Here is a 26820-nt window from a genome sequence, read left to right on the forward strand (position 1 = left end):
GCCTCCACAACGAAATAATTGCTTCATGCAGGTTGGACAGTGTCGTGGATCATCCGATCCGACCGCAAGCCCAAAACAACAAAGGCCGCATGAAAACCCGAAGGTTCCCATGCGGCCTTTTGTAGGAGCGAGCTTGCTCCGGGCGGCGTTCCGACGATGGACGTCAACGATAACGCGGGCTGTCTGAATGCCCGCGTAAACTAGACGTTTTTCGCGAGCAGGCTCGCTCCTACAGTTTCAAGCCTTGGCGGTCTTCGCCGGGCGCTTGTCTTCAACTGTCCACTTGCCGCCGTCATAGAACGCTTTCCAGCCAGTCGGCTTACCGTCGACTTCGGTCTGCACGTACTGTTCCTTGGTCTTGCGGCTGTAACGGATCACTGCTGGCAGACCATCCGGATCTTTCTTCGGCGCTTCACAGAGGAAGTGATACTTCGGATCGATCTCGTCCTTGTGCGGGATGATTTCCATCACCAGCGGAGCACGAGTCTCGCGGTTTTTCGGGAACTGGCTGGCCGCCAGGAACAGGCCGGATGCACCGTCGCGCAGAATGTAGGTGTCGTTGACCTTTTCGCACTTCAGCTCAGGCATCTTCACCGGATCCATCTTCGGTGGTGCCGCATCACCGCTCTTCAGCAGTTTGCGGGTGTTCTTGCAGGTGGCATTGGTGCAACCGAAGAACTTGCCGAAACGGCCAGTCTTGAGTTGCATCTCGCTACCACACTTGTCGCACTCCAGGCTCGGACCTTCATAACCCTTGATGCGATAAGTGCCCTCTTCGATTTCGTAGCCATCGCAATCCGGGTTGTTACCGCAGATGTGCAACTTGCGCTTCTCATCGAGCAGGTAGGCATCCATCGCCGTGCTGCAGATCGGGCAGCGATGCTTGCCACGCAACACCAGCGACTCCGATTCACCCTCATCGTCCGCAGCGATTTCGTCGCCCGGCACCAGGTTGACGGTGGCCTTGCAGCGCTCTTTCGGCGGCAGGCTGTAGCCCGAGCAACCGAGGAACACGCCGGTCGACGCGGTACGGATCTGCATCGGCCGCCCGCAGGTGGTGCACGGAATGTCAGTCATGACGGGCTGATTGGCCCGCATGCCGCTTTCCGGGCTTTCGGCCACTTCGAGTTTCTTCTTGAAGTCGCCGTAGAACTCGTCGAGCACGTTTTTCCAGTCACGTTCACCCTGGGCCACATCATCGAGATGCTCTTCCATGCCCGCCGTGAAGCCGTAGTCCATCAGGTTGGAGAAACTCTCGGCCAGACGCTCGGTGACGATGTCACCCATCTTTTCCGAGTAGAAACGACGGTTGTGCAACGCCACGTAGCCGCGGTCCTGGATGGTCGAAATGATCGCCGCGTAGGTCGAAGGACGACCGATGCCGCGTTTTTCCATTTCCTTGACCAGGCTGGCTTCCGAGTAACGCGCCGGCGGCTTGGTGAAGTGCTGGGTCGGATCAAGCTTGATCAGCTTCATCGCGTCGCCCTGGGCCATGTCCGGCAGCACATCGTCGTCGCCTGGCTTGGCGATTTGCGGCATGACACGGGTGTAACCGTCGAACTTCAGGATGCGGCCCTTGGCGCGCAGCTCGAAGTCGCCGGCGCCCACAGTGACCGTGGTCGACAGGTATTGCGCCGGCAGCATCTGGCAAGCGAGGAACTGGCGCCAGATCAGCTCGTAGAGGCGCTCAGCGTCACGCTCCATGCCCGACAGCTTGCTTGGCTCGGTATTGGCGTCGGACGGACGAATCGCTTCGTGAGCCTCTTGTGCGCCTTCCTTGCTGCTGTAGACGTTCGGGGTTTCCGGCAGGTACTTCTTGCCGAACTCGCCTTCAATATAGGTACGCGCCATCGCCACGGCATCCACCGAGAGGTTGGTGGAGTCGGTACGCATGTAGGTGATGTAGCCGGCTTCGTACAAACGCTGGGCCATCATCATGGTTTTCTTCACACCAAAGCCCAGGCGATTGCTTGCGGCCTGTTGCAGGGTGGAGGTGATGAACGGTGCCGACGGCTTGCTGCTGGTCGGCTTGTCTTCGCGCTTGACGATGCTGTAGCTGGAAGACTTGAGCTTCTCCAGCGCAGCCATGGCCTGGGCTTCGTTGAGCGGCTTGAAGGCTTCGCCTTTCTCGCGGGCCACATCGAAACGCACGGTCGCGCCTTTTGCAGTGCCGAGGTCGGCATGAACTTCCCAGTACTCTTCCGGGATGAACGCGCGGATTTCACGTTCGCGCTCGACCACCAGCTTCACGGCAACCGACTGCACGCGACCGGCGGACAAACCACGAGCGATCTTGGCCCACAGCAGCGGCGAAACCATGTAGCCCACCACGCGGTCGAGGAAGCGACGTGCCTGCTGGGCGTTGACGCGGTCGATATCCAGCTCGCCCGGCTGGGAGAAGGCTTCCTGAATCGCCTTCTTGGTGATTTCGTTGAACACCACGCGCTTGTAGCGGCTGTCGTCACCACCGATGGCTTCGCGCAGGTGCCAGGCAATGGCTTCCCCCTCGCGGTCCAAGTCGGTTGCGAGATAGATGGTGTCAGCATCCTTGGCGAGCCGGCGCAGCTCTTCGATGACTTTTTCCTTGCCCGGGAGGATCTCGTACTTGGCTTTCCAGCCATGATCCGGATCGACACCCATGCGCGCGACCAGCTGCTTGCGCGCTTTTTCTTTCGGCGACAGTGCCGGCGCTTCACCCGCAGCAGCCTTGCCGCGCTTGGCGGCTGGCTCTTTGCTGGCGCTAGCCGAACCGCTGGTGGGCAGGTCTCGGATATGGCCGATACTCGACTTCACCACGTATTCGTTGCCCAAATACTTGTTGATGGTCTTGGCCTTAGCCGGGGATTCCACAATGACCAGCGATTTGCCCATGGATCAGAAAATTCCTGAATTCGAGAAGTGAAAGGCGATTGGCGCCTGACGCGGCACCGCTATATATAGTGGCAACAAGGTGAGGTCAAGCGCAGGGTATTGCGCGAACTCAGCTTATGGCTTGGTAAAAAGGCTTTCTTCGGCCTGCACCAAAGCGAAGCGTGGCACCTGTTCGCCGTCAACCTCGACGGACTCCAGGAACATGCTCAAGGGACGCACCCAAAAGCCGTAATCGCCATACAGGGCTTGATAGAAGACCACTTCTTCTTCGGTTTCCGAATGCCGCGCAACACTGAATACGCGGTACTGCGGACCTTTGTAATGTTGGTAGAGCCCAGGTTGTATCGGCATGCTTTGGCCCTCACTGAAATTCTTTCAAAATAAAAACAAAATAAATCCGGAAAAACAAAAACCGGGGCACTTGGCCCCGGCTTCCATCAACGAGACGCTTAAACGCGTTCGAAGACGGTGGAGATGCCTTGGCCGAGACCAATGCACATGGTGGCTACCCCGAAGGTACCGCCATTCTGCTTCATTACATTGAGCAAAGTGCCGGAGATACGCGCACCGGAGCAACCGAACGGGTGGCCCAGGGCGATCGCGCCGCCATGCAGGTTAACCTTCTCGTTCATCTTGTCGAGCACTTTCAGATCTTTCAGCACCGGCAGGGCCTGTGCGGCGAAAGCTTCGTTGAGCTCGAAGAAGTCGATGTCGGAGATACCCAGACCCGCGCGCTTCAGTGCTTTTTGTGTGGCCGGTACTGGACCATAGCCCATGATTGCCGGATCCACACCTGCCACTGCCATCGAGCGAATCACCGCCATAGGCTGGATGCCCAGGTCCTGTGCACGCTGCGCCGACATCACGATCATGCACGAGGCACCATCGGTGATCTGCGACGAAGTACCGGCGGTCACGGTGCCGCCCTTCGGATTGAACGCCGGCTTCAGAGCCGCCAGGCTTTCCAGGGTGGTTTCCGGACGAATGGTTTCGTCGTAGTCGAAGGTTTTCAGGAAACCGTTCTCGTCGTAGCCCTGCATCGGGATGATTTCGTCTTTGAACTTGCCCTCCACGGTCGCCTTGTGGGCGAGTTGGTGGGAGCGCACGCCGAAAGCGTCCTGTTGCTCGCGGGTAATGCCGTGCATCTTGCCCAGCATTTCCGCGGTCAGACCCATCATGCCCGAGGCTTTCGCCGCATACAGCGACATGTGCGGGTTCGGATCGACACCGTGCATCATGCTCACGTGGCCCATATGCTCGACGCCGCCAACGACGAAGACGTCACCATTGCCGGTCATGATCGCTTGCGCAGCAGTGTGCAGAGCGCTCATGGACGAGCCACACAGACGGCTGACGGTCTGGCCGGCCGAAGTGTGCGGGATCTGGGTCATCAGCGACGCCATGCGTGCGATGTTCCAGCCCTGCTCCAGGGTCTGGTTCACACAGCCCCAGATCACGTCTTCGACTTCGTTCGGGTCGACCTTGACGTTGCGTTCCAGCAATTTGCTGATCAGGTGCGCCGACATGTCTTCGGCGCGGGTGTTGCGGTGCATGCCGCCCTTGGAGCGGCCCATCGGAGTACGACCGAAGTCGACAATCACGACGTCTCTAGGATTCAAGCTCATAAGTTCACTCTCACTCTAGTTGGGGGCGCTTAACCGAAGAAGCTCTGGCCGTTCTTGGCCATTTCGCGCAGCTTCGCGGTCGGGTGGTACAGCGCGCCCAAATCAGCGTACTGGTCAGCCAGGGCAACGAACTCTGCCACACCGATCGAATCGATGTAGCGCAGCGCACCGCCACGGAATGGAGGGAAACCAATACCGTAGACCAGACCCATGTCGGCTTCGGCAGCGGTTTCGACGATGCCGTCTTCCAGGCAACGCACGGTTTCCAGGCACAGCGGGATCATCATCCAGTTGATGATGTCTTCGTCGGTGACTTCGCGCTGTTCAAAGACGATTGGCTTGAGCACTTCCAGTACCGACGGGTCGGCGACTTTCTTCTGCTTGCCCTTCTTGTCGGTCTCGTAGGCGTAGAAGCCCTTGCCGTTCTTCTGGCCCAGGCGCTTGGCTTCGTAGAGCACGTCAACGGCCGAACGACGGTCGTCTTTCATGCGATCCGGGAAGCCCTCAGCCATCACATCACGACCGTGGTGACCGGTGTCGATGCCGACCACGTCCATCAGGTAGGCCGGGCCCATTGGCCAGCCGAATTTTTCCATGATCTTGTCGATACGCACGAAGTCCACACCGGCGCTGACCAGCTTGGCGAAACCGCCGAAGTACGGGAACAGGACGCGGTTGACCAGGAAGCCCGGGCAGTCGTTGACGACGATCGGGTTCTTGCCCATTTTCTTGGCGTAGGCAACGGTGGTGGCAACAGCCAGCTCGCTGGACTTCTCGCCACGAATCACTTCCACCAGCGGCATCATGTGCACCGGGTTGAAGAAGTGCATGCCAACGAAGTTTTCCGGACGCTTGAGGGCTTTGGCCAGCAAGGTGATGGAAATGGTCGAGGTGTTGGACGCGAGGATGGTGTCCTCTTTGACCTGGTCTTCGACTTCGGCCAGAACGGCTTGCTTGACCTTCGGGTTCTCGACGACTGCTTCAACCACCAGGTCCACGTGACCGAAATCACCGTAGGACAGGGTCGGACGAATGCCGTTGAGCACTTCAGCCATTTTCGCGGCGGTCATGCGACCTTTATCAACGCGGCCAACCAGCAGTTTGGCGGCTTCGGCCAGACCCTGCTCGATACCGTGCTCGTTGATGTCCTTCATCAGGATCGGCGTGCCTTTGGAGGCCGACTGATAGGCGATACCGCCGCCCATGATGCCTGCACCCAGTACGGCGGCCTGCTTCACGTCCTTGGCGATTTCGTCGTAGGCCTTGGCCTTTTTCTTCAGTTCCTGATCGTTTAGGAACAGACCGACCAGGCTCTGCGCGGCAGAGGTCTTGGCCAGCTTGACGAAACCGGCTGCTTCGATTTCCAGCGCCTTGTCGCGACCGAAGTTCGCGGCTTTCTGGATGGTCTTGATCGCTTCAACCGGCGCCGGATAGTTCGGGCCGGCCTGGCCTGCCACGAAACCCTTGGCGGTTTCGAAAGCCATCATTTGTTCGATGGCGTTCAGCTTCAGCTTTTCCAGCTTCGGCTGGCGCTTGGCCTTGTAGTCGAACTCGCCGGAGATGGCGCGCTTGATCAGTTCCAGCGCGGCTTCTTGCAGCTTCTCCGGAGCAACCACTGCGTCGACAGCACCGACTTTCAGCGCGTCTTCAGGACGGTTTTCCTTGCCGGCGGCAATCCACTCGATGGCATTGTCGGCACCGATCAGGCGCGGCAGGCGAACAGTACCGCCGAAGCCCGGGTAGATGCCCAATTTGACTTCCGGCAGACCGATCTTGGCCTTGGTGGACATGACGCGGTAGTCCGCGGCCAGGCACATTTCCAGACCGCCACCCAATGCGATGCCGTTGATCGCGGCTACAGTCGGGACGTTGAGGTCTTCGAAATCGCTGAAAATCTTGTTGGCTTCGAGGTTGCCAGCAACAAGCTCTGCATCCGGCAGCTTGAAGTTGTCGACAAATTCGGTGATGTCGGCGCCGACGATGAACACGTCCTTGCCACTGCTGACGATCACACCCTTGATCGAAGCATCTGCCTTGATGGTGTCTACGGCCTGACGCAGTTCGTTCAGGGTTAGACGGTTGAACTTGTTGACGGACTCACCCTTGAGGTCGAACTTCAGTTCGACGATGCCACTTTCAAGAGCCTTAACCGTGATGGCTTTACCTTCGTAAATCATCAACTGATCTCCACGATATGGAAGCTGAACAGTACACGTCGGACGCAGGCGAATGGCTCGGCAGGGACGTTGATCGTCAATGCTACGCCCATTCCCCCGGCACACCCGCCAACGCGATAGTCGGGATTCTGTAGGAGCGATCTGAAATACAAACGCTCAATTCATACGCCCGTTTGATTTGGGTACGTCACCTTCACGGAATTTCCGACAATTGTCAATCGCCCGAAACACTGGTTGAAACGCGACTTTCCGGTCATATCCGTACTGCGAAGACCTTCAACACGTTTGAGCATGCGAAGTCATTCATAGGATCAATTGTTAGAAAAGTCGCCCTAATTCGCTGCAGCCTGTGTTTAACAAGCTACGCTGGCGGGACCAGGGGAAAAAGTTGAACGCTTTGGCGAACGCCCAGCGTAAGATCAGCCCACACCGTTTTACCGGCCTGCCTGGCCAACTCCAGCCCGATGATGAATGTCGGGCTTTTTATTGCCTGCGAAAAACACCTGTAGGAGCGAGCCTGCTCGCGATGGACGTCAACGATGGCGCGGGAAGCCTGGCACCCCGCGGCGCTATCAGGTTCATCGCGAGCAGGCTCGCTCCTACAGGGGGACGGGGTTCAGGCAAGGGCTTTGAGCGTTGCATCGATCTGCTGCAAAACCTCAGCCTCGCCCTTCTCGCCCCAATACAAGGCGATCAATTGTTTGTCGGCCTCAACCTTGTAGACATTGCCTGGCAATTTTTCGAAATGATTGAGCAGCGACGGATCCTCACAGATTTCCTGCCATTGATTCACCCAGACACCGGGTGATTTTTGCCAGTAACTCCAGCACGCCGGCTGATTGCCTCGTCGCGGACGATGGTACTGGGCGCAGGGGCTCGGCGGCTCCTGGCTGAGCCAATGCGGCCACTCCTGAGGCGCCAGCTGCATGGCCAGGCCGATGCGCCGCGCCTCCATCCGCAGGGCGATGCGCCCACTCTGGGCACGCGACGGGCGCAACCACGCCAGCGGGCTGAGCACCACCAGCAGGATTGACACCACTATCCAGACCGTCATATCTGTACTCCCGAATTTGAATGAGCCCATTGTGTCACTTTGGAACCAATGCGCTTGAAACCAGCCATACTTACCAATATTGCAACCCTCAGGAGGAGCACCTCATGCCCTACAACCATATTCTGGTCGCTGTAGATCTGACCGAAGAGTGCGACCCTGTGATCCACCGCGCTCGCGAACTGTCGGTGAGCAATGGCGCGAAATTGTCACTGGTGCACATTGTCGAGCCGATGGCGATGGCCTTCGGCGGCGACGTGCCGATGGACCTGTCACAACTGCAACAGCAGCAGTTCGATCAGGCCAAGGAGCGCCTTGACCGGTTGATCCACAAGTATCCTGAGCTCTCCAGGGAATACAGCCACCTGACCTACGGCCAGCCACGCCAGGAAATTCACCACCTGGCCAAGGAGCAAACCTGCGACCTGATCGTGGTGGGCAGCCATGGCCGGCATGGCCTGGCACTGCTGCTGGGCTCCACCGCCAACGACGTGCTGCATGGCGCGCCTTGCGATGTGCTGGCGGTGCGCCTGCAAAACAAAAGCTGACAACACGCCCCTGTAGGAGCGAGCCTGCTCGCGATGAACCTGAGAGCGCCACGGGGTGTCAGGTTCCCCGTGTCATCGTTGACGACCATCGCGAGCAAGCTCGCTCCTACAGGGGATCGAATCGACCCAATTGCATATGAAAAGCCCGGCGTTCATGCGAATGAAGCCGGGCTTTTTTATTGCAGGATCAATCAGGCATCCAGCTCGGCCCAGCGCTCGACCATCACGTCGAGTTCAGCCTGCAACTGCGCCAGTTGCGCGATCACCGCAGCCGTCTCGGCAGCCGGACGCAGGTAAAAGCCTGAATCAGCCATCTGCGCCTCGACAGCGGCGATCTGCTGTTCCATGGCTTCGATCTCGCCCGGCAACGCTTCCAGCTCGCGCTGCAATTTGTAGCTGAGCTTCTTTTTCGCCACCGGCGCTTCAACGGCTGCCGCCACTGGTGCGGGTTCAGCCTTGACCACCGCGGAGTTCAGGTCGGCCTTGCCGGACTTGCTCTCGGTCACGCCCAGCAGGCGCGGCGAGCCGCCCTGACGCAGCCAGTCCTGGTAGCCGCCGACGTACTCGCGAACCTTGCCTTCACCTTCGAAGACCAGGGTGCTGGTGACCACGTTATCGAGGAATGCCCGGTCGTGGCTGACCATCAGTACGGTGCCGTTGAAGGTCAGCAAGACCTCTTCGAGCAACTCGAGGGTTTCGACGTCGAGGTCGTTGGTCGGTTCGTCGAGCACCAGCAGGTTCGCCGGCTTGCTGAACAGCTTGGCCAGCAGCAGACGGGCGCGCTCACCACCGGACAGCGCCTTGACCGGCGTGCGGGCACGTTGCGGGCTGAACAGGAAGTCGCCGAGGTAGCTCAGCACGTGGCGGCTCTGGCCGTCGATATCGATGAAGTCGCGACCTTCGGCGACGTTGTCGATCACGGTTTTTTCCAGATCCAGTTGATGGCGCAACTGGTCGAAGTAGGCGACGTCGATCCTGGTGCCTTCTTCCACTGTGCCGCTGGTCGGTTGCAGGCCGCTGAGCATCAGCTTCAGCAACGTGGTCTTGCCGGTACCGTTGGCGCCGAGCAGACCGATACGGTCGCCGCGCTGCAGCACCATGGAGAAGTCCTTGATCAGGAACGGACCGTCCGGGTGAGCGAAGCTCACATTCTCGAGGACCATCACCTGCTTGCCGGACTTGTCGGCGGTATCCAGCTGGATGTTGGCCTTGCCAGTACGTTCACGACGCTCGCTGCGCTCGACACGCAAGGCTTTGAGCGCACGTACGCGGCCTTCGTTACGGGTACGACGGGCCTTGATGCCCTGGCGAATCCACACTTCTTCCTGGGCCAGGCGCTTGTCGAACAGCGCGTTGGCGGTTTCTTCGGCCGCCAACGCGGCTTCCTTGTGCACGAGGAAACTGGCGTAGTCGCCGTTCCAGTCGATCAGGCCGCCGCGATCCAGTTCGAGGATGCGGGTTGCCAGGTTCTGCAGGAAAGAACGGTCGTGCGTGATGAACAGCACGGCGCCCTGGAAATCCTTCAGTGCTTCTTCAAGCCAGGCGATGGCACCGATGTCCAGGTGGTTGGTCGGTTCGTCGAGCAGCAGCAGGTCCGGCTCGGACACCAGGGCCTGTGCCAGCAGGACGCGACGACGCCAGCCGCCGGACAACTCGGCGAGGGTCTTGTCGGCCGGCAGTTGCAGGCGGCTCAGGGTGCTGTCGACCAGCGTCTGCAAGCGCCAGCCATCGCGGGCTTCGAGGTCGTGCTGGACGTGCATCAGTTTGTCCAGATCGGCGTCAGTGACGATGTTCTGGCTCAGGTGGTGATATTCGGCGAGCAGCGCACCGACGCCGTCCAGGCCTTCGGCCACCACGTCGAACACTGTCCGCTCGTCGGCTAGCGGCAATTCTTGCGGCAATTCGCCGATCTTGAGCCCTGGTGCGCGCCAAACGGAGCCGTCATCGGGCTTCTGGTCGCCCTTGACGAGCTTCATCATGCTGGACTTGCCAGTGCCGTTGCGGCCGATGATGCACACCCGCTCACCACGGGCGATCTGCCAGGACACCTTGTCCAACAACGGCATAGCGCCGAAAGCAAGGGACACATCGCTGAATTTGAGCAGGGTCATGAGCTTCTCCAAAAACCGGGCGCGCATTCTACCTGACTTGAGGCTTCAGAAGGCCGGCAATTTCACTCTCGTAGCACTCTGCACGACAAATGTTGCGAACTGATGCGGGAAGACCCGCAAAGCTTTCGCCGGCTGCTGGCAAAAGGCTAAGCTACAGACAATTCAGTGCGGGCCTGACCCGCACTTGTCATGTTTTCTCTGCCTGGACGTCTCATGCGCAGCCGCCTTTTCAATCTTTTGTCCTGTTTTTTACTTTCAGCCGCAGCGTTTCAATCCGCCCAGGCGGTGGACCTGTCCACCCAACGCCAATATTACGATGAAGCCAAGCGCGCCCTGGCCAAGGGTGATACCGGCCCGTATTTCCGTTACAGCCAGGCCCTCGCCGATTATCCGCTGGAACCGTACCTGGCCTATGACGAACTGACCGCGCGCCTGAAAACCGCGAGCAACGCCGAAATCGAGAAATTCCTCGCCGAACACGGCGACCTGCCCCAGGCCAACTGGATGAAACTGCGCTGGTTGCGCTGGCTGGCGGATCGGGGTGACTGGGCGACTTTCGTCAAGTACTACGACCCGAAAATGAACTTCACCGAACTGGACTGCTTGAATGCGCAGTACCAGCTCAGCCACAACCTCAAGACCGAGGGTAACGCCAACGCGGAAAAACTCTGGCTGACCGGCAAATCCCAGCCCGAAGCCTGCGACACCCTGTTCGGCATGTGGGCTGCAGAAGGCCAGTTGACCGAGCAAAAACGCTGGGAGCGCGCCAAACTCGCCGCCCAGGCGCGCAATTACCCGCTGGCCAACAGCCTGGTCAACGGCATGACCACCCTAGCCCCTCGCGGCCGCTTGCTGGTGGACGTCGCGCAGAAACCGGAACTGCTCAACCAGCCGTCACGCTTCACCCCGGCCGATGAAGCCATGTCCGACGTGGTCAGCCTCGGCCTGCGCCGCCTGGCTCGCCAGGACCCGGACAAGGCCATGGACCTGCTCGATGGCTACGCCAGCAGCATGCACTTCTCCCGGGATGAAAAAGTGGCAATTGCCCGGGAAATCGGCCTGACCCTCGCACGACGTTTCGACAGCCGTGCACTGGACGTCATGACCAAATACGACCCCGAGCTGCGCGACAATACGGTTTCCGAATGGCGCCTGCGCCTGCTCCTGCGCCTGGCGCGCTGGGACGATGCCTATCAACTGACCCGTCGCCTGCCCCAGGACCTGGCCACCACCAACCGCTGGCGTTACTGGCAGGCCCGCAGCCTGGAACTGGCGCAACCGCAGAACCCGGAAGCGCAGACGCTGTATAAAAGCCTGGCCCGCGAACGCGACTTCTATGGTTTCCTCGCCGCCGACCGCTCACAGTCACCCTACTCGCTGCTCAACAAGCCGCTGGTGCTCAGCCAGGCCACCATCAACAAGGTGCGCAACACCCCCGGCGTGCGCCGCGCCCTGGAACTGCACGCCCGCGGGCAGATCGTCGATGGCCGTCGCGAGTGGTACTACGTCAGCCGTCACTTCAGCCGCGACGAAATGGTCGCCCAGGCCAAACTGGCCTACGACCTGAAATGGTACTTCCCGGCGATCCGCACCATCAGTCAGGCGCAGTATTGGGACGACCTGGATATCCGCTTCCCGATGGCTCACCGCAACACCCTGGTTCGTGAAGCGAAGAACCGCGGCCTGCATCCGAGCTGGGCGTTCGCTATCACCCGCCAGGAAAGTGCGTTCATGGACGACGCCCGTTCCGGTGTCGGCGCCTCGGGCCTGATGCAACTGATGCCCGCCACCGCCAAGGAAACCGCACGCAAGTTCAGCATTCCCTATAGCTCGCCACAGCAACTGTTCGATCCGGACAAGAACATCCAGCTCGGCGCCGCTTACCTGAGCCAGGTGCACAGCCAGTTCAACGGCAACCGCGTCCTCGCCTCTGCCGCCTACAACGCCGGCCCCGGCCGGGTCCGCCAATGGCTGCGCGGTGCAGACCACCTGAGTTTCGACGTGTGGGTGGAAAGCATCCCGTTCGACGAAACCCGCCAGTACGTGCAAAACGTGCTGTCGTACTCGGTGATCTACGGTGAGAAGCTCAATTCGCCACAGCCGATCGTGGATTGGCATGAGCGGTTTTTCGACGATCAATGATTCAGACACACCTGCAAAAAGCCCGCATCGCGGGCTAATGCCAATCAGTCAAGCGCTAATGCGATCTGTAGCAGCTGCCGAGCCCGCGAGGCGGCGTTCGGCTGCGAAGCAGTCGTAAAATCAGTCATTGCGGTACGTCAGGCAGACCGCGTCAGCTGGACTCACGACTGCTATGCAGCCGAACGCAGCCTCGCGGGCTCGGCAGCTGCTACAAAGGGTGTCGCGGCTGAAATTGCTTAACTGACTGGCATTAGGCGCAGCGGCAAGCTTTAAGCTACAAGCCGCAAGCTGTTCTATTGCGCTTTTCTTAGCTGGTTATTTGGTAGGAAACGGCATTCTGCCCATCACTGAACTGCAACGCCGCCAACCGCGCATACAGCGCATTGCTGGCGATAAGTTCCTGATGCGTGCCCACCGCCACCAGTTTCCCCTGGTCCATCACGGCGATTCGGTCGGCGTTTTTGACCGTGGCCAGGCGATGGGCGATCACCAGGGTGGTACGGTCTTTCATCAGGCTCGGCAGCGCCTGCTGGATCAGGTGTTCGCTCTGGGCGTCGAGGGCGCTGGTGGCTTCGTCGAGGAGCAGGATCGGCGCGTCCACCAGCAACGCGCGGGCGATGGCCAGGCGTTGGCGCTGACCGCCCGACAAGCCGAGACCAGCGTCCCCCAGATGAGTCTGGTAACCGTTGGGCATGGCCTCGATAAAGTCATGGGCGTAAGCGATTTTTGCCGCTTCCTGTACCTCGGCCAACGTCGCCTTCGGGTTGCCGTAGCGAATGTTTTCTTCAATGCTGCCGAAAAACAGCGCCGGGGTTTGCGACACCAGGGCAAAGCAGCGGCGCAGGTCCAGTGGATCGAGTTGAGTCAACGGCACGCCGTCAAGCAGGATGCGCCCCTCGGCCGGGTCGTAAAAACGCAGCAGCAAGTCATACACCGTGGATTTGCCGGCCCCTGATGGCCCGACCAGCGCCAACGTTTCACCGGCATTGACGGTCAGACTCAAGCCATCGACGGCATAACTTTCCGGCCGCGACGGATAGAAAAAACGCACGTTTTGCAGTTGCAGGTGGCCGTTGACCCGTTCCGGCAAAGTCACCGCGCCTGTGACCGGCGGCAGGATGATGTTTTCCGAACGCAGCAACTCGGCAATCCGTTCGGCCGCGCCGGCTGCTCGCTGCAATTCGCCAATCACTTCGCTCAACGTGCCGAATGCACTGCCGACGATCAGGCTATAGAACACGAACGCCGCGAGCTCGCCCGTGGAAATTCGCCCGGCCATGACGTCCATGCCACCGACCCAGAGCATCACCCCGACCGCGCCCAGTACCAACACGATCACCAGGGTAATCAGCCACGCCCGCTGGAAGATGCGTTTGCGCGCCGTATTGAATGCCTCTTCCACGGTCACGGCAAACCGGCGCTCGTCCTGGGCCTGATGGTTGTAGGCCTGCACGGTCTTGATCTGTCCCAGGGCTTCGGCCACATAACTGCCGATGTCGGCAATCCGGTCCTGGCTCAGGCGCGAGAGGCTACGCACCCGGCGACCGAAGATCAGGATCGGCGCGATCACCAGGGGCAAGGCAACCACTACGATGCTGGTGAGCTTGGGGTTGGTGATGAACAACAAGACGATCCCGCCGATCACCATCAATAAATTGCGCAAGAACAACGACAGCGAAGAGCCGATGACCGATTGCAGCAGCGTGGTGTCAGCGGTCAGGCGGGACTGGATTTCGGAGCTGCGATTGTCTTCGTAAAACCCCGGGTGCAGGTAAATCAGATGATTGAACACCTGACGCCGGATATCGGCGACGCAGCGCTCGCCGATCCACGACACCAGGTAAAACCGCACAAACGTACCGACGGCCAGCCCCATGACCAGCAACATGAACAGAGCGATGGACTGATTGAGCAGATGCGGTGACTGGGTCATGAACCCCTGGTCCACCAGCAGGCGGATGCCCTGCCCCATCGACAAGGTGATGCCAGCGGTGACGATCAACGCCAGCAAAGCGCCAAAGGCCTGCCAGCGATAGGGCGCGATGAAACGACTGGCCAGGCGAGCAGCACGACGGTGACGGGCAGAGAGCATCGCAATCATCCAGTACAAAGCAGTCAATAGGGTCAGCCTACACCGTTCAATGGGGTAGCCCGGTGCAAATCACAATGAGTCAGGTTAATTATGTCCACCAAGACTGGAGGCTAGACGCTATTGATCTAAAGTTCGGCTAGCCACGCGCCGGCATTTCTGCTGGACTGGTTCTGTCCCCCCGGAAAGATCGCAGGACGTTGTCACAGCCCGGTCACCTGGAGGTTCTACATTAAGCACACAACCTGATGAGGAGACAGGCCATGTCCTTGCAACACCGCAGCGATGACAGGATTCAAGTGATCCGCACGCAACCAGACCAGTCTCTGGGTTGCTCGATTATTGACGAGCAGGGCCGCGAAGTACCGATCACTGAAAAAATGATCCAGAAAGCTTGCAGCGAACTGGAACGCCGATTGGTCAAACCTGCCGAACAAAAGTGATATAGCCACCGTCTTCTAGACCCGGCCCATTGTTGGCCGGGTTTTTTATGGGTGCCTGTCCGGACATTGTGGGGCGCCCTTCGCGAGCAAGCCCGCTCCCACAGGGGATTTGTGGTGCATATAGATCCAGTGTAGGAGCGAGCCTGCTCGCGATGGGGCCGCCGCGGTCTATCAGATTGCCGTTGCCCCCAACGCCGCCACAATCCTCTGCAACTCTGGCGAATCCCCGTCGATCCGCACCTGCAACCCGTCGATCTCACGGCGCAACGGATAATTCTTGCGCAGCGCATCAAACGCCGCACGCTGCTCGCTGACGCTGCCGACCAGGCTGCGACGGAAATCCGCATCGTCGCGACGCGGGTCATACACGCCACGACACAGCATGGCCAACGCCCAGGCCGGGTCGCTTTGCGCATTCAGGGTCACGTGCGACAGCCACGGTGCCGGCAGCAAATCGCTCAGGCTGACGCGGGCCGGTTGTCCGAGAAAATCGCAATACGCCTGATAAATCTGCGCGGTCCCCCGCTGCTTGCCGTCGAGGCTGTAACCGGCAATGTGCGGCGTTGCCAGCACACACAGTTCCGCCAGCGCCACATCGACCTCAGGCTCGCCTTCCCAGACATCGAGCACTGCTTGCAGGTCTTCGCGCTCCAGCAGCACATCGCGCAGGGCCGCATTGTTCACCACCGGCCCGCGACTGGCGTTGATCAGCCAGGTGCCGGGCTTGAGCTGGTTCAGACGTTTTTCATCGAACAAATGCCAGGTCGATTGCGGGCCCTGCTTGGTCAGCGGCGTGTGCAGGCTGATGACGTCGCACTCCTCGACGATCTGCTCAAGGCTGACGTAGTCACCCCCTTCAGCGGCCTGCCGTGGCGGATCGCACACCAGCACCTTCCAGCCCAGGCCTTGCAGCACCTTGACCAGCCGCCCGCCCACTTCGCCGACACCGACCACGCCGTAGGTACGCCGGGCCAGGTCGACGCCTTCGATCTCGGCCAGGGTCAACAAACTGCCGAGCACATAGTCAACCACGCCCCGGGCATTGCAACCCGGTGCGCTGGACCAGGTGATACCGGCCTGCTGAAAGTAATTCAGGTCCAGATGATCGGTGCCGATGGTGCACGTACCGACAAAGCGCACCTTGCTGCCTTCGAGCAGCGCGCGATTGACGTTGGTCACCGAACGCACCAGCAGCACATCGGCCTGCTCGACCGTGGCACGGTCGATGGAGCGACCCGGTACCCGGCGGACTTCACCAAAATCTTCGAAGAAGGCATCGAGCAGGGGGATATTTTCGTCGGCAACAATCAGCATGGCAGGCTCCTTTGGCGGACCGGCAGTTTAGGCGCAGAATTCATCTCTGTGTAGGAGCGAGCATGCTCGCGATGGGCATTAACGATAATGAGGGCTGCCTGAATGAACGCGGCGCCCTCACATCCATCGCGAGCGAGCTCGCTCCTACAGGGAGAGCGGTGCGATTACAAATACCCAACACAGTCTTTTCCTGACCGATACGTCAAAGCGTAGAATGCGCGGCCCTGCGCATCAAAACCTCTGGACGCTTCGCTTGTGAATTCCGTGACTGACACTACCGCCGCCCCACGCACGACCCCGGTACGCCTGGAGCTCAAAGGCCTGCTCAGCCTGGCCCTGCCGATCATGATCGCGCAACTGGCCACCACGGCCATGGGCTTCGTCGATGCCGTGATGGCCGGCCGGGTCAGCCCACGGGACCTGGCCTCGGTGGCCCTGGGCAACTCGATCTGGATTCCGGTCTACCTGTTGATGTCCGGCGTCCTGTTGGCAACCACACCCAAGGTCGCACAACGCTATGGCGCCCGGCAGTTTGACGAGATCGGTCCACTGGTACGCCAGGCGCTGTGGCTGGCACTGTGCGTCGGGTTGATCGGCAGCGGCCTGCTGCTCGGTGCCGAGCCGATCCTGCACTGGATGAAAGTCGATCCGCAATTGATCGAGCCAAGCATGGGCTACCTGCACGGTATCGCCTTCGGCTTGCCGGGCATGGCGTTCTATTACGTACTGCGCTGCTACAGCGATGGCATGGGGCGTACCCGTCCGAGCATGGTCATTGGCTTGTGCGGCCTGCTGCTGAACATCCCGCTGAACTATACGTTGATCTATGGCCATTTCGGCGCACCGGCCCTGGGCGGCGTCGGTTGCGGCTGGGCCAGCGGCATCGTGATGTGGTTCATGGCGTTGAGCATGGCCGGCTGGACGTTCTGGGCCCCGTTCTATGCCCGCACCCGGGTGCTGGTGCGCTTCGACCGGCCGAAGTGGGCAGTGATCAGGCGCCTGGTCGGGATTGGCCTGCCGATCGGTATCGCCGTCTTCGCCGAGTCCAGCATCTTCGCGGTCATCGCCCTGTTGATCGGCAGTCTCGGCTCTACCGTGGTGGCCGGACATCAAATCGCCCTGAATATCAGCTCGCTGCTGTTCATGATTCCCTACTCGCTGGGCATGGCAGTGACCGTGCGAGTCGGTCAGGCACTGGGGGCCGGCAATCCTTGGCAGGCGCGCTTCGCGGCGAAGGTCGGGCTCGGTGCAGCGTTGGTGTTTGCGGCGTTCTCGGCCAGCCTGATCCTGTGTCTGCGCGAACCGATCGCCTCGATCTACACGCCTGACCAGAGCGTGATCCAGATTGCGTCGATGTTGATTGTCTACGCCGCGCTGTACCAGTTTTCCGACGCCATCCAGGTGATTTGCGCGGGCGCGTTGCGTGGATACCAGGACACCCGGGTGACGATGATTCTGACCTTGTTCGCCTATTGGGGCATCGGCCTGCCGGTCGGTTACGTGCTGGGACTGACCGATTGGTTCGGTCCGGCCAGCGGCCCGAGCGGGCTGTGGGAAGGGCTGATTGCCGGTTTGAGCTGTGCGGCGCTGATGCTGTCGATCCGCCTGACGCTCAGTGCGCGCAAACGGATTCGTAATAGCCAATCGATGGGCTAAGCGCACACAAAAAAAGACCTGCACTGGTTAATGCCAGTCAGTTAAGCGGTAATGCGATCCGTAGCAGCTGCCGAGCCCGCGAGGCTGCGTTCGGCTGCGTAGCAGTCGTGAGTCCAGCTGACGCGGTCTGCCTGACGTACCGCAATGACTGATTTTACGACTGCTTCGCAGCCGAACGCAGCCTCGCGGGCTCGGCAGCTGCTACAAAGGGTGTCGCGGCTGAGAGTCCGTTAACCGGACTTCTTGCGGATCCAGTAGAGGTAGGTGCCCGCCTCTTCGTGCTGCGCCACCAGTTCGTGGTCGAGAAACACACAGAACTTGGGAATGTCGCGACGAGTCGACGGATCGGTGGCGATCACCTTGAGCAGGCCGCCGGGCACCAGGTCACGAATGTGCTGGTGCAGCATCATCACCGGCTCGGGGCAGTTGAGGCCGGTGGCATCGAGGGTGCCGTCTACCGGCGTATCAAGCATTTCACTCATGATTCACTCCTGAAACTGGCCGGCATTGTCGCGCATTGCCGGGTGCAACGTCATCTGTGGCATAACGCCGTACCCTTGTAGGAGCGAGCTTGCTCGCGATGATCGTTAACGATAACGCGGGATGCCTGACACCCCAATGCGCTCTCAGGTCCATCGCGAGCAGGCTCGCTCCTACAGGGGGTTGCGGTGTTTCAGCGGGATTTTGGTTTCTTCACGTCCAGCCGGCGCAAATGGCAAGTCACTTCCTCACGGTCGTGGTACAGCTGCTTGCAGCCAATCTCGACCTTGATGCCCCGCGCCTTGAAGCCATCGGCAATGCGCTCGAGCAAACGCTTCACTTCGGCATAACGCTGTTTCATCGGCAGCTTGAGGTTGACCACCGCCTCGCGGCAATGCCCGTCGCCGATCCACTCTTCCAGCATCGCGGCGTTACGCGCCGGCTTCTCGACGATGTCGCAAACCATCCAGTCCACCGGCTGCTTGGGCTTGAAGGTGAAACCATCGGCCATCAGATGTTGCACCAGCCCCGTGTCCATCAGGCTTTCGGCCATCGGGCCGTTGTCGATGGCGGTCACCAGCATGCCGCGGTTGACCAGTTGCCAGGTCCAGCCACCGGGGGCGGCCCCGAGGTCAACACCGGTCATGTCGCCGTGCAGGCGCTCGTCCCACTGGTCCCGCGGGATGAAGTGGTGCCAGGCCTCTTCCAGCTTGAGGGTCGAACGGCTTGGTGCCTCGCGGGGGAATTTCAAACGCGGAATACCCATCGGCCACATTGCCGAGTTGTTCGACTCCGCCAGGCCCATGAACACTTCGCGGCCGCTTTTGAAGGTCAGCAACAGGCGCGGCTTGTGCGCGTCTTCCACCAGTTTGCCAGCCGCCATCAGCGCCTTGCGCAGGTGCACTTCGAATTTCTTGCAGAAGTTCGACAGTTCCTTGCCATCGTTGGTGTCGACCATTTCCAGCCACAGGCTGCCGCACAGCGGAAAGTCCGCCATATGATCGAGGATCACACTGATACGGTCGGTTTCCGGCAGATCGATGAAAATCCCCCGGGCCCACTGGCGCGGGAAGATCAGCTCGGCGAAACGCTGCCCGCGCATCAGGCGCTCGGCACCGTCTTCTTCGGTGCAGACGAATTCGGCGCAAGCGGTGGCGGCCTTGGCCTTGGCGTAGCCGGCCACGTTCAACCGCGCGGCAAGGTCGGAAATCTCGGAACAGACTTCACCTTCGAAGCCCGGCCGGCAATGCATGAATAGGGTGTTCATTCTTACTCCTGGACCCTGTAGGAGCGAGCTTGCTCGCGATGGACTCAGGGCGGCGCATTTATTCAGGAAACACGCGTTATCGTTAACGTCCATCGCGAGCAGGCTCGCTCCCACAAAGAGAGACCGCTTGCCCTGAAGCAAAGCCTGTCACGAAAACCGGCGCATGATAGCTGACTTCGGAACCTCGGACTTGCCCATAGAGTCCAGTTATTAGCCTTAAGCACTAAAGAGGACTAGGTTTAGTCCTCTATCCGTTCCCTCTGTCCGTAGCCGTACGGACTCAAAGGAGTGATCGTAATGCCGTCCCTCGATAGCCTGAAGACTCTGAAAACCCTGCAAGTCGGCAACAAGACCTACCACTACTTCAGCCTGCCCGATGCCGCCAGGAGCCTGGGCGAGCTGGACAAGCTGCCGATGTCGTTGAAAGTCCTGCTGGAAAACCTGCTGCGCTGGGAGGACGAAAAAACCGTCACCGGTGCCGACCTCAAGGCACTGGCCGCGTGGCTCAAGGAGCGCCGCTCCGACCGCGAAATCCAGTACCGCCCGGCGCGGGTGCTGATGCAAGACTTCACCGGCGTTCCCGCCGTGGTCGACCTGGCCGCCATGCGCGCCGCGATGGCCAAGGCCGGTGGCAATCCGCAGCGGATCAACCCGCTGTCCCCGGTGGACCTGGTGATCGACCACTCGGTGATGGTCGACAAGTTCGCCAGCAGCAGCGCCTTCGAACAAAACGTCGACATAGAAATGCAGCGCAATGGCGAGCGTTATGCGTTCCTGCGCTGGGGCCAGAGCGCCTTCGACAATTTCAGCGTGGTGCCACCGGGCACCGGGATCTGCCACCAGGTGAACCTGGAATACCTCGGCCGCACGGTCTGGACCAAGGACGAGGACGGCCGCACCTACGCCTTCCCCGACACCCTGGTCGGCACCGATTCCCACACCACCATGATCAACGGCCTCGGCGTGCTCGGCTGGGGCGTCGGCGGTATCGAAGCGGAAGCGGCGATGCTCGGGCAACCGGTGTCGATGCTGATTCCGGAAGTCATCGGTTTCAAACTCACCGGCAAGCTCAAGGAAGGCATCACCGCCACCGACCTGGTGCTGACCGTCACCCAGATGCTGCGCAAGAAAGGCGTGGTGGGCAAATTCGTCGAGTTCTACGGCGATGGCCTCGCCGACCTGCCGCTGGCCGACCGCGCGACCATCGCCAACATGGCCCCGGAATACGGCGCCACCTGCGGTTTCTTCCCGGTGGACGACGTCACGCTGGAGTACCTGCGCCTGTCCGGCCGCCCCCTCGAAACGGTGCAGTTGGTGGAGGCCTACAGCAAGGCCCAGGGTCTGTGGCGCCTGCCCGGCCAGGAACCGCTGTTCTCCGACAGCCTGGCGCTGGACATGGGCCGCGTCGAAGCCAGCCTCGCCGGGCCGAAACGCCCACAAGACCGGGTTTCGCTGCCGAATGTCGCGCAAGCCTTCAGTGACTTCCTCGACCACCAATTCAAACCCACCACCAAGGAAGAAGGTCGCCTGGAAAGCGAAGGCGGTGGCGGCGTCGCCGTCGGCAACGCCGATCTGGCCGGTGAAGCGGACTACCACTACGAAGGCCAGACCTATCGCCTGAAAAACGGCGCGGTGGTGATTGCCGCGATCACCTCCTGCACCAACACCTCCAACCCGAGCGTAATGATGGCAGCCGGGCTGGTGGCGAAGAAAGCCGTGGAAAAAGGCCTGACACGCAAACCCTGGGTGAAGAGCTCGCTGGCGCCTGGCTCGAAAGTGGTGACCGACTACTACAAGGCGGCCGGCCTGACCCGGTACCTCGATGAATTGGGGTTTGCTCTGGTCGGCTATGGCTGCACCACCTGCATCGGTAACTCAGGGCCGCTGGCGGAGCCCATCGAGAAAGCCATCCAGCAAGCCGACCTCACCGTGGCTTCCGTGCTCTCAGGCAACCGCAACTTCGAAGGCCGGGTGCATCCGCTGGTGAAAACCAACTGGCTGGCCTCCCCGCCGCTGGTGGTCGCCTACGCGTTGGCGGGCACCGTGCGCACGGACATCAGCCGCGAACCGTTGGGCAATGACAAGGACGGCAAACCGGTTTATCTGCGGGATATCTGGCCAAGCAGCAAGGAAATTGCCGACGCCGTGAATCAGGTCAACACCGCCATGTTCCACAAGGAATACGCCGAAGTGTTTGCCGGTGACGCGCAATGGCAGGCGATTGAAGTGCCGCAGGCGGCGACCTATGTCTGGCAGGACGACTCGACCTACATCCAGCATCCACCGTTCTTCGACGACATCGGCGGTCCGCCGCCAGTGGTCAAGGATGTCAACGGCGCCAGGGTCCTCGCATTGCTCGGCGACTCGGTGACCACCGACCACATTTCCCCGGCCGGCAACATCAAGGCCGACAGCCCGGCCGGGCAATACCTGCGCAACAAAGGCGTGGAACCGCGGGACTTCAACTCCTACGGCTCGCGGCGTGGCAACCATGAAGTGATGATGCGCGGCACCTTCGCCAACATCCGCATCCGCAATGAAATGCTCGGCGGCGAAGAAGGCGGCAACACCCGCTACATTCCCACCGGGGAGAAAATGCCGATCTACGACGCCGCCATGCGCTATCAGGCTTCGGGCACCCCGCTGGTGGTAATCGCCGGCCAGGAATACGGCACCGGATCGAGCCGCGACTGGGCCGCCAAAGGCACCAACCTGCTGGGAGTGAAAGCAGTCGTCGCCGAAAGTTTCGAACGGATCCACCGCTCCAACCTGGTGGGCATGGGCGTGCTGCCATTGCAGTTCAAGCTGGATCAGAACCGCAAGAGCCTGCACCTCAACGGCAGTGAAACCCTGGACATCCTCGGGTTGACCGGCGTCGAGCTGACGCCACGGATGAACCTGACGCTGGTCATCACCCGCGAAGACGGCAGCAGCGAGAAAGTCGAGGTGTTGTGCCGCATCGATACGCTCAATGAGGTGGAGTACTTCAAGGCGGGAGGGATTCTGCATTACGTGTTGCGGCAATTGATCGCGTCTTAGTTTCAGCCGCGACACCCTTTGTAGCAGCTGCCGAGCCCGCGAGGCGGCGTTCGGCTGCGAAGCAGTCGTAAAATCAGCAATTGCGGTACGTCAGGCAGACCGCGTCAGCTGGACTCACGACTGCTATGCAGCCGAACGCAGCCTCGCAGGCTCGGCAGCTGCTACAGATCGCATTGCCGCTTAACGAACAGCATTACGCCTTAGGGCGGTGTTTTTGTTTGGGCTCTGCTTATAATCGCGGCCCTCCGGCAATCTCCCTCGCCGCAAAAGCTCTACATCTCTAAGGACTTCAAATGCTTGCCCTGCCATGGACTTTTCTGGCCCTGCTCTCCCTCGGCTACGGATTGGCGCTGACCTACGGCCACCTCGATTGGCTGGCGGCAATCTCGGTAATGCTGCTGTTGATCGCCGGCTTCACCGTTCGCCAACAAGTAATCCCTGGTCTACGCATCCTCGGCCACGGCCTGTTCATCGTCCTGGCGCTGGCCCTGGCATTGCACTGGCTACCGGGCTTCCATAACGGTCGCGGCATTGCTCTACAGCGCTTCAGCGAAAACGCCGTGTCGTTTTCCATGTTCCTGAACCTGGACAAACCCCTGATCGGCTTCTGGCTGCTGTTGGCCTGCCCATGGATTGTCGGTCGTTACTCGTTGCGTTCGTTCCTATATGCCACCGTGCTGGCACTGGCATTAAGTGCTGTGCTGGCACTGGGCAGTGCGCTGCTGATGGGCATCATCGCCTGGGCGCCGAAATGGCCGGACCAGGCCTGGCTATGGATACTCAACAACCTGCTGCTGGTAACCCTGGTCGAGGAAGCGTTGTTTCGCGGCTATATCCAGGGCGGGCTGAGCCGGATCATGAAAACCCGGCCCCAGGGTGAAAACCTCGCCCTGCTGCTGGCGTCTCTGATTTTCGGCCTGGGCCACGCCGGGGCCGGCTGGCAATGGGTTGTACTGGCAAGTCTGGCCGGGGTCGGTTACGGCCTCGCCTACCGTTTTGGTGGATTGGGCGCTGCCATCCTCAGCCACTTCGGCTTGAACCTGCTGCACTTCGGACTGTTCACCTACCCGATGGCGGGATAGCCACTGCAACGAACCAAACAACCGTATGACAGAAAGTAACAGCCGAACCTTGACCCTCCCCCCCTACACCACTAGAGTGCACGTTTTTAAAATGGCCCCGGTAGCAGTAGGCCACCGGAGATAGCCGTACGGTTGCGCTGGAATGGAATCCACCTCCTCTCCTTCCTCCTGCCTGTGCGGTTTTCATACTTGATTTCGCAACTTGCGCAGCCCCTATGTTCAATAAAATCCTGGTCGTTTGCATCGGCAACATCTGCCGAAGCCCCACCGTTGAGGCCCTGCTTAAAAGCAGACTGGCCGAGCGCGGCATTGATGTGAGTTCAGCGGGCATCCACGCCCTGGTGGACAAACCCATGGACAGCACCGCGCTGGAAGTCTTGCGCGAACACAACGGCGACCACCCGGACCACAAAGGCCGGCAACTGACCCGCGAACTGCTGCAACAGGCTGACCTGATCCTCACCATGGAAACAGGCCACGTCAAACGCATCGTGCAAATGGCGCCGGAAGCACAGGGCAAAACGTTCCTGCTGGGCAAGTGGCAGAACAACCAGGAAATCCCCGACCCCTATCGCCAACAGAAGGTCGCCTTCGAACACGTCTACCAACTGATGACGCAAGGCGTCGACAGCTGGTCGCAAAAACTATAATCACCTCTTGTAAAAGTACCCCGCATGCAAAGCCCAAACAGCCTCCCCATCCAGGAACACCGCGACGACGATGACGCCATCGATCTGCTCGCACTCTTCGGCACCTTGATCGATAGCAAGTGGATCATTGTTGGCATCACCGCGTTCTTTTGCGCGGTGGGTGTTGCTTATGCCCTGTTGTCGACTCCGGTTTACCAGGCGAATGCGCTGGTGCAGGTTGAAGAGAAAAAAGGCGGCATGGCTGCGCTGGGCGGCATGGGGGAAATGAGTGAGATGTTCGGCGGGACTTCTCCGGCAGTGACTGAAATTGAGCTGCTTAAATCCCGTGCGGTTCTGGGCAAGGCTGTGGAGAACCTGAAACTCGACATTATTGTTGAGCCGAACTATTTCCCGCTGATTGGTCATTTTCTGAGCCGGCGCTTTGAGCCGGTGAGTGAAAACCAGGTGGCCTCGCCACTGCTCGGTCTCAACAGCTTCACTTGGGGTGGAGAAAAACTCGATATCTTCCAACTGGAAGTGCCGGATGCCTATCTGGGCAAGGGGTTGACACTACGCTCTGAGGGAAATGGCGCCTTTACTCTGCTGAATGACGATGACGAAGTCCTCCTTCAAGGTCAAGCAGGTGAGAAACTGGAGCAAAGTGGCTTCAAACTGCAAGTTTCGACACTGAATGCCAATACCGGCGCTCTGTTCACTGTTACCAAGCAGCGTCGCCTCAATACCATTCTCAAGTACCAGGACGATGTGTCGGCCACTGAACGCGGTAAAGAGTCCGGCATCATCGCGCTGTCGCTGGAAAACGAAGATCCTGATCTGGCTAACAAGGTGCTGGACGAGATCAACCGGCTCTATGTACTGCAGAACGTCCAGCGCAACTCCGCCGAAGCCGCACAAAGCCTGGAGTTTCTGCGCACCCAGTTACCGGATGTGCGCAAACAACTTGAGAAGGCCGAAGGCCAGTTGAATGCCTACCAGAGCAGCGCTCGCTCCGTAGACATCACAATCGAAACCAAAGCTGTACTCGATCAGATCGTAGCCCTGGAAACCCTGATTTCCGAGTTGAAGCTCAAGCAAGCCGAGATGGAGCACCGCTTCACCCGCGAACATCCGTCCTACCAGGCACTGATGACCCAAATGGGTCAGCTGGATCAGCAGAAACGCGGACTGGAAAAGAAGGTCAAGAACCTGCCAGAAACCCAGCAGGAATTACTGCGCCTGACCCGTGACATGCAAGTCACCACCGACATCTACACGCAGCTGCTGAACAAAACCCAGGAGCTGGATATTGTCCGAGCCGGTACGGTAGGTAACGTCCGTGTGATCGACTCGGCGGATGCAAACATCGAAAAACCGGTCAAACCGAAAAAAACACTGGTCGTTTTGATCGCAACGCTACTCGGCGGCCTGATTGCCGTGGCCTACGTACTGGTTCGTAAAGCGATGAATCGTGGCGTGGAAGACCCGGAAGTCATCGAGCAACTCGGCATCCCGGTTTACGCTTCGATCCCCCTCAGCAAGGGACAATCCTTGATTGAGGGAACTCTGAAGGGCAACAGCCGCGCATCTACCGGCTCTCTGCTGCTTGCTGTAAACAACCCTGCTGACCTCGCTGTCGAATCATTGCGCAGCCTGCGTACCAGCCTGCACTTCGCAACCCTGGAAGCGAAGAACAACATCCTGATGATCTCCGGCCCAAGCCCGGCCGTGGGCAAATCCTTCGTCTCGTGCAACCTGGCCGCCATCATCGCCCAGACCGGACAAAAGGTACTGCTGGTCGACGCCGACATGCGTAAAGGCTACCTGAACAAAATGTTCCGCATGGACGTGAACAATGGCTTGTCCGACCTGCTCGCCGGCAAGATTGATCTGAACAAGGCAACCCACTCCACCGAAGTGGACAACCTGCACGTCATCACCCGCGGTCAGATCCCGCCAAACCCATCCGAACTGCTGATGCACAGCAACTTCACCCGGTTCCTGGAGCAAGTCAGCAGCCAGTATGACCTGGTGATCATCGACACCCCGCCAATCCTCGCAGTGACCGATGCCGCCCTGGTGGGCCGTCAGGCCGGCACAAGCCTGATCGTGACCCGTTTCGGCGTAAACGCCGCCAAAGAGATCGCAGTGACCAAGCGTCGCTTCGAACAGAACGGCATCGTGGTCAAGGGTGCGATTTTCAACGCCGTGGAACGCAAAGCTTCAGCTTACGGCTACGGTAGCTACAGCTACTATCAATACGAATACGCCTCGGACAAAAAGTGACACCGGACATCAG

18 protein-coding genes are annotated in these 26820 nt (G+C 59.9%); 8 read left to right on the forward strand and 10 right to left on the reverse strand.

Features of this window, described 5'->3' with window-relative positions:
- Positions 1-237 precede the first annotated feature (237 nt).
- From topA to ACEN8Z_RS22320, 5 genes are all read right to left on the reverse strand, one after another.
- Positions 238-2871 (reverse strand): type I DNA topoisomerase, encoded by a 2634-nt coding sequence (gene topA, locus ACEN8Z_RS22300; RefSeq protein ID WP_116261698.1) that lies wholly within the window; start codon positions 2869-2871, stop codon positions 238-240.
- 114 nt (positions 2872-2985) lie between these two features.
- Entirely contained in the window at positions 2986-3222 is a 237-nt protein-coding gene (locus ACEN8Z_RS22305) for a DUF1653 domain-containing protein (RefSeq protein ID WP_007986363.1), read from the reverse strand.
- 98 nt (positions 3223-3320) lie between these two features.
- Positions 3321-4496 carry an acetyl-CoA C-acyltransferase FadA gene (gene fadA, locus ACEN8Z_RS22310; RefSeq protein WP_007986361.1) on the reverse strand — a complete coding sequence of 392 codons (1176 nt, stop codon included), beginning with the start codon at positions 4494-4496 and terminating at the stop codon, positions 3321-3323.
- Between the two features lie 29 nt (positions 4497-4525).
- The gene (fadB, locus tag ACEN8Z_RS22315) at positions 4526-6673 is read right to left on the reverse strand and encodes a fatty acid oxidation complex subunit alpha FadB (RefSeq protein WP_007986359.1); all 2148 of its coding nucleotides are present in this window, start codon (positions 6671-6673) and stop codon (positions 4526-4528) included.
- A gap of 616 nt (positions 6674-7289) precedes the next feature.
- A complete protein-coding gene (locus ACEN8Z_RS22320) occupies positions 7290-7727 on the reverse strand; it encodes a hypothetical protein (protein WP_007994703.1) in 438 nt (145 codons plus the stop codon).
- A gap of 104 nt (positions 7728-7831) precedes the next feature.
- Between ACEN8Z_RS22320 and ACEN8Z_RS22325 the strand changes: the two genes are divergently transcribed.
- Positions 7832-8272 carry a universal stress protein gene (locus ACEN8Z_RS22325; protein WP_495595696.1) on the forward strand — a complete coding sequence of 147 codons (441 nt, stop codon included), beginning with the start codon at positions 7832-7834 and terminating at the stop codon, positions 8270-8272.
- Between the two features lie 191 nt (positions 8273-8463).
- On the opposite strand, the gene ACEN8Z_RS22330 is transcribed toward ACEN8Z_RS22325, so the two are convergent.
- Entirely contained in the window at positions 8464-10383 is a 1920-nt protein-coding gene (locus ACEN8Z_RS22330) for an ATP-binding cassette domain-containing protein (RefSeq protein WP_495595697.1), read from the reverse strand.
- A gap of 213 nt (positions 10384-10596) precedes the next feature.
- Here ACEN8Z_RS22330 and ACEN8Z_RS22335 point away from each other — a divergent pair, with 213 nt between their 5' ends.
- On the forward strand, positions 10597-12525 hold the full coding sequence (locus ACEN8Z_RS22335) for a transglycosylase SLT domain-containing protein (RefSeq protein WP_495595698.1): 1929 nt from the start codon (positions 10597-10599) through the stop codon (positions 12523-12525).
- A 307-nt stretch (positions 12526-12832) separates the two neighbouring features.
- Here ACEN8Z_RS22335 and ACEN8Z_RS22340 read toward each other — a convergent pair whose 3' ends face one another.
- Positions 12833-14626, reverse strand: coding sequence for an ABC transporter transmembrane domain-containing protein (locus ACEN8Z_RS22340; RefSeq protein WP_495598178.1), 1794 nt, complete (start codon positions 14624-14626; stop codon positions 12833-12835).
- Between the two features lie 251 nt (positions 14627-14877).
- Here ACEN8Z_RS22340 and ACEN8Z_RS22345 point away from each other — a divergent pair, with 251 nt between their 5' ends.
- Complete coding sequence (locus tag ACEN8Z_RS22345) at positions 14878-15057, forward strand: PA1571 family protein (RefSeq protein WP_008001600.1); 180 nt, start codon at positions 14878-14880, stop codon at positions 15055-15057.
- A 171-nt stretch (positions 15058-15228) separates the two neighbouring features.
- Here ACEN8Z_RS22345 and pdxB read toward each other — a convergent pair whose 3' ends face one another.
- Positions 15229-16371, reverse strand: coding sequence for a 4-phosphoerythronate dehydrogenase PdxB (gene pdxB, locus ACEN8Z_RS22350; RefSeq protein WP_495595699.1), 1143 nt, complete (start codon positions 16369-16371; stop codon positions 15229-15231).
- 255 nt (positions 16372-16626) lie between these two features.
- Between pdxB and ACEN8Z_RS22355 the strand changes: the two genes are divergently transcribed.
- Entirely contained in the window at positions 16627-18027 is a 1401-nt protein-coding gene (locus tag ACEN8Z_RS22355; protein ID WP_495595700.1) for an MATE family efflux transporter, read from the forward strand.
- Between the two features lie 230 nt (positions 18028-18257).
- Here the strand turns inward: ACEN8Z_RS22355 and tusA are convergent, their stop codons facing one another.
- Positions 18258-18509 carry a sulfurtransferase TusA gene (gene tusA, locus ACEN8Z_RS22360; protein WP_007987255.1) on the reverse strand — a complete coding sequence of 84 codons (252 nt, stop codon included), beginning with the start codon at positions 18507-18509 and terminating at the stop codon, positions 18258-18260.
- A 191-nt stretch (positions 18510-18700) separates the two neighbouring features.
- Positions 18701-19774 carry a 23S rRNA (cytidine(2498)-2'-O)-methyltransferase RlmM gene (gene rlmM / locus ACEN8Z_RS22365; RefSeq protein WP_008001592.1) on the reverse strand — a complete coding sequence of 358 codons (1074 nt, stop codon included), beginning with the start codon at positions 19772-19774 and terminating at the stop codon, positions 18701-18703.
- A 297-nt stretch (positions 19775-20071) separates the two neighbouring features.
- Here rlmM and acnA point away from each other — a divergent pair, with 297 nt between their 5' ends.
- The 4 genes from acnA (at position 20072) to ACEN8Z_RS22385 (ending at position 26807) form a co-directional block, all read left to right on the forward strand.
- Entirely contained in the window at positions 20072-22813 is a 2742-nt protein-coding gene (gene acnA, locus ACEN8Z_RS22370; protein WP_495595701.1) for an aconitate hydratase AcnA, read from the forward strand.
- 293 nt (positions 22814-23106) lie between these two features.
- Entirely contained in the window at positions 23107-23895 is a 789-nt protein-coding gene (locus ACEN8Z_RS22375) for a CPBP family intramembrane glutamic endopeptidase (protein WP_495595702.1), read from the forward strand.
- 215 nt (positions 23896-24110) lie between these two features.
- The gene (locus tag ACEN8Z_RS22380) at positions 24111-24545 is read left to right on the forward strand and encodes a low molecular weight protein-tyrosine-phosphatase (RefSeq protein ID WP_007974078.1); all 435 of its coding nucleotides are present in this window, start codon (positions 24111-24113) and stop codon (positions 24543-24545) included.
- Positions 24546-24569: 24 nt separating this feature from the next.
- Positions 24570-26807, forward strand: coding sequence for a polysaccharide biosynthesis tyrosine autokinase (locus tag ACEN8Z_RS22385; protein ID WP_495595703.1), 2238 nt, complete (start codon positions 24570-24572; stop codon positions 26805-26807).
- The last annotated feature ends 13 nt before the right edge of the window (positions 26808-26820 follow it).

This window comes from Pseudomonas sp. Pseusp10, assembly GCF_059492225.1.

What these genes read in the sequence shown, in the direction of transcription:
- topA (WP_116261698.1), bottom strand. Translation starts at nt 2,871, where the DNA reads ATGGGCAAATCGCTGGTCATTGTGGAATCCCCGGCTAAGGCCAAGACC.
- ACEN8Z_RS22305 (WP_007986363.1), bottom strand. Translation starts at nt 3,222, where the DNA reads ATGCCGATACAACCTGGGCTCTACCAACATTACAAAGGTCCGCAGTAC.
- fadA (WP_007986361.1), bottom strand. Translation starts at nt 4,496, where the DNA reads ATGAGCTTGAATCCTAGAGACGTCGTGATTGTCGACTTCGGTCGTACT.
- fadB (WP_007986359.1), bottom strand. Translation starts at nt 6,673, where the DNA reads ATGATTTACGAAGGTAAAGCCATCACGGTTAAGGCTCTTGAAAGTGGC.
- ACEN8Z_RS22320 (WP_007994703.1), bottom strand. Translation starts at nt 7,727, where the DNA reads ATGACGGTCTGGATAGTGGTGTCAATCCTGCTGGTGGTGCTCAGCCCG.
- ACEN8Z_RS22325 (WP_495595696.1), top strand. Translation starts at nt 7,832, where the DNA reads ATGCCCTACAACCATATTCTGGTCGCTGTAGATCTGACCGAAGAGTGC.
- ACEN8Z_RS22330 (WP_495595697.1), bottom strand. Translation starts at nt 10,383, where the DNA reads ATGACCCTGCTCAAATTCAGCGATGTGTCCCTTGCTTTCGGCGCTATG.
- ACEN8Z_RS22335 (WP_495595698.1), top strand. Translation starts at nt 10,597, where the DNA reads ATGCGCAGCCGCCTTTTCAATCTTTTGTCCTGTTTTTTACTTTCAGCC.
- ACEN8Z_RS22340 (WP_495598178.1), bottom strand. Translation starts at nt 14,626, where the DNA reads ATGATTGCGATGCTCTCTGCCCGTCACCGTCGTGCTGCTCGCCTGGCC.
- ACEN8Z_RS22345 (WP_008001600.1), top strand. Translation starts at nt 14,878, where the DNA reads ATGTCCTTGCAACACCGCAGCGATGACAGGATTCAAGTGATCCGCACG.
- pdxB (WP_495595699.1), bottom strand. Translation starts at nt 16,371, where the DNA reads ATGCTGATTGTTGCCGACGAAAATATCCCCCTGCTCGATGCCTTCTTC.
- tusA (WP_007987255.1), bottom strand. Translation starts at nt 18,509, where the DNA reads ATGAGTGAAATGCTTGATACGCCGGTAGACGGCACCCTCGATGCCACC.
- rlmM (WP_008001592.1), bottom strand. Translation starts at nt 19,774, where the DNA reads ATGAACACCCTATTCATGCATTGCCGGCCGGGCTTCGAAGGTGAAGTC.
- acnA (WP_495595701.1), top strand. Translation starts at nt 20,072, where the DNA reads ATGCCGTCCCTCGATAGCCTGAAGACTCTGAAAACCCTGCAAGTCGGC.
- ACEN8Z_RS22375 (WP_495595702.1), top strand. Translation starts at nt 23,107, where the DNA reads ATGCTTGCCCTGCCATGGACTTTTCTGGCCCTGCTCTCCCTCGGCTAC.
- ACEN8Z_RS22380 (WP_007974078.1), top strand. Translation starts at nt 24,111, where the DNA reads ATGTTCAATAAAATCCTGGTCGTTTGCATCGGCAACATCTGCCGAAGC.
- ACEN8Z_RS22385 (WP_495595703.1), top strand. Translation starts at nt 24,570, where the DNA reads ATGCAAAGCCCAAACAGCCTCCCCATCCAGGAACACCGCGACGACGAT.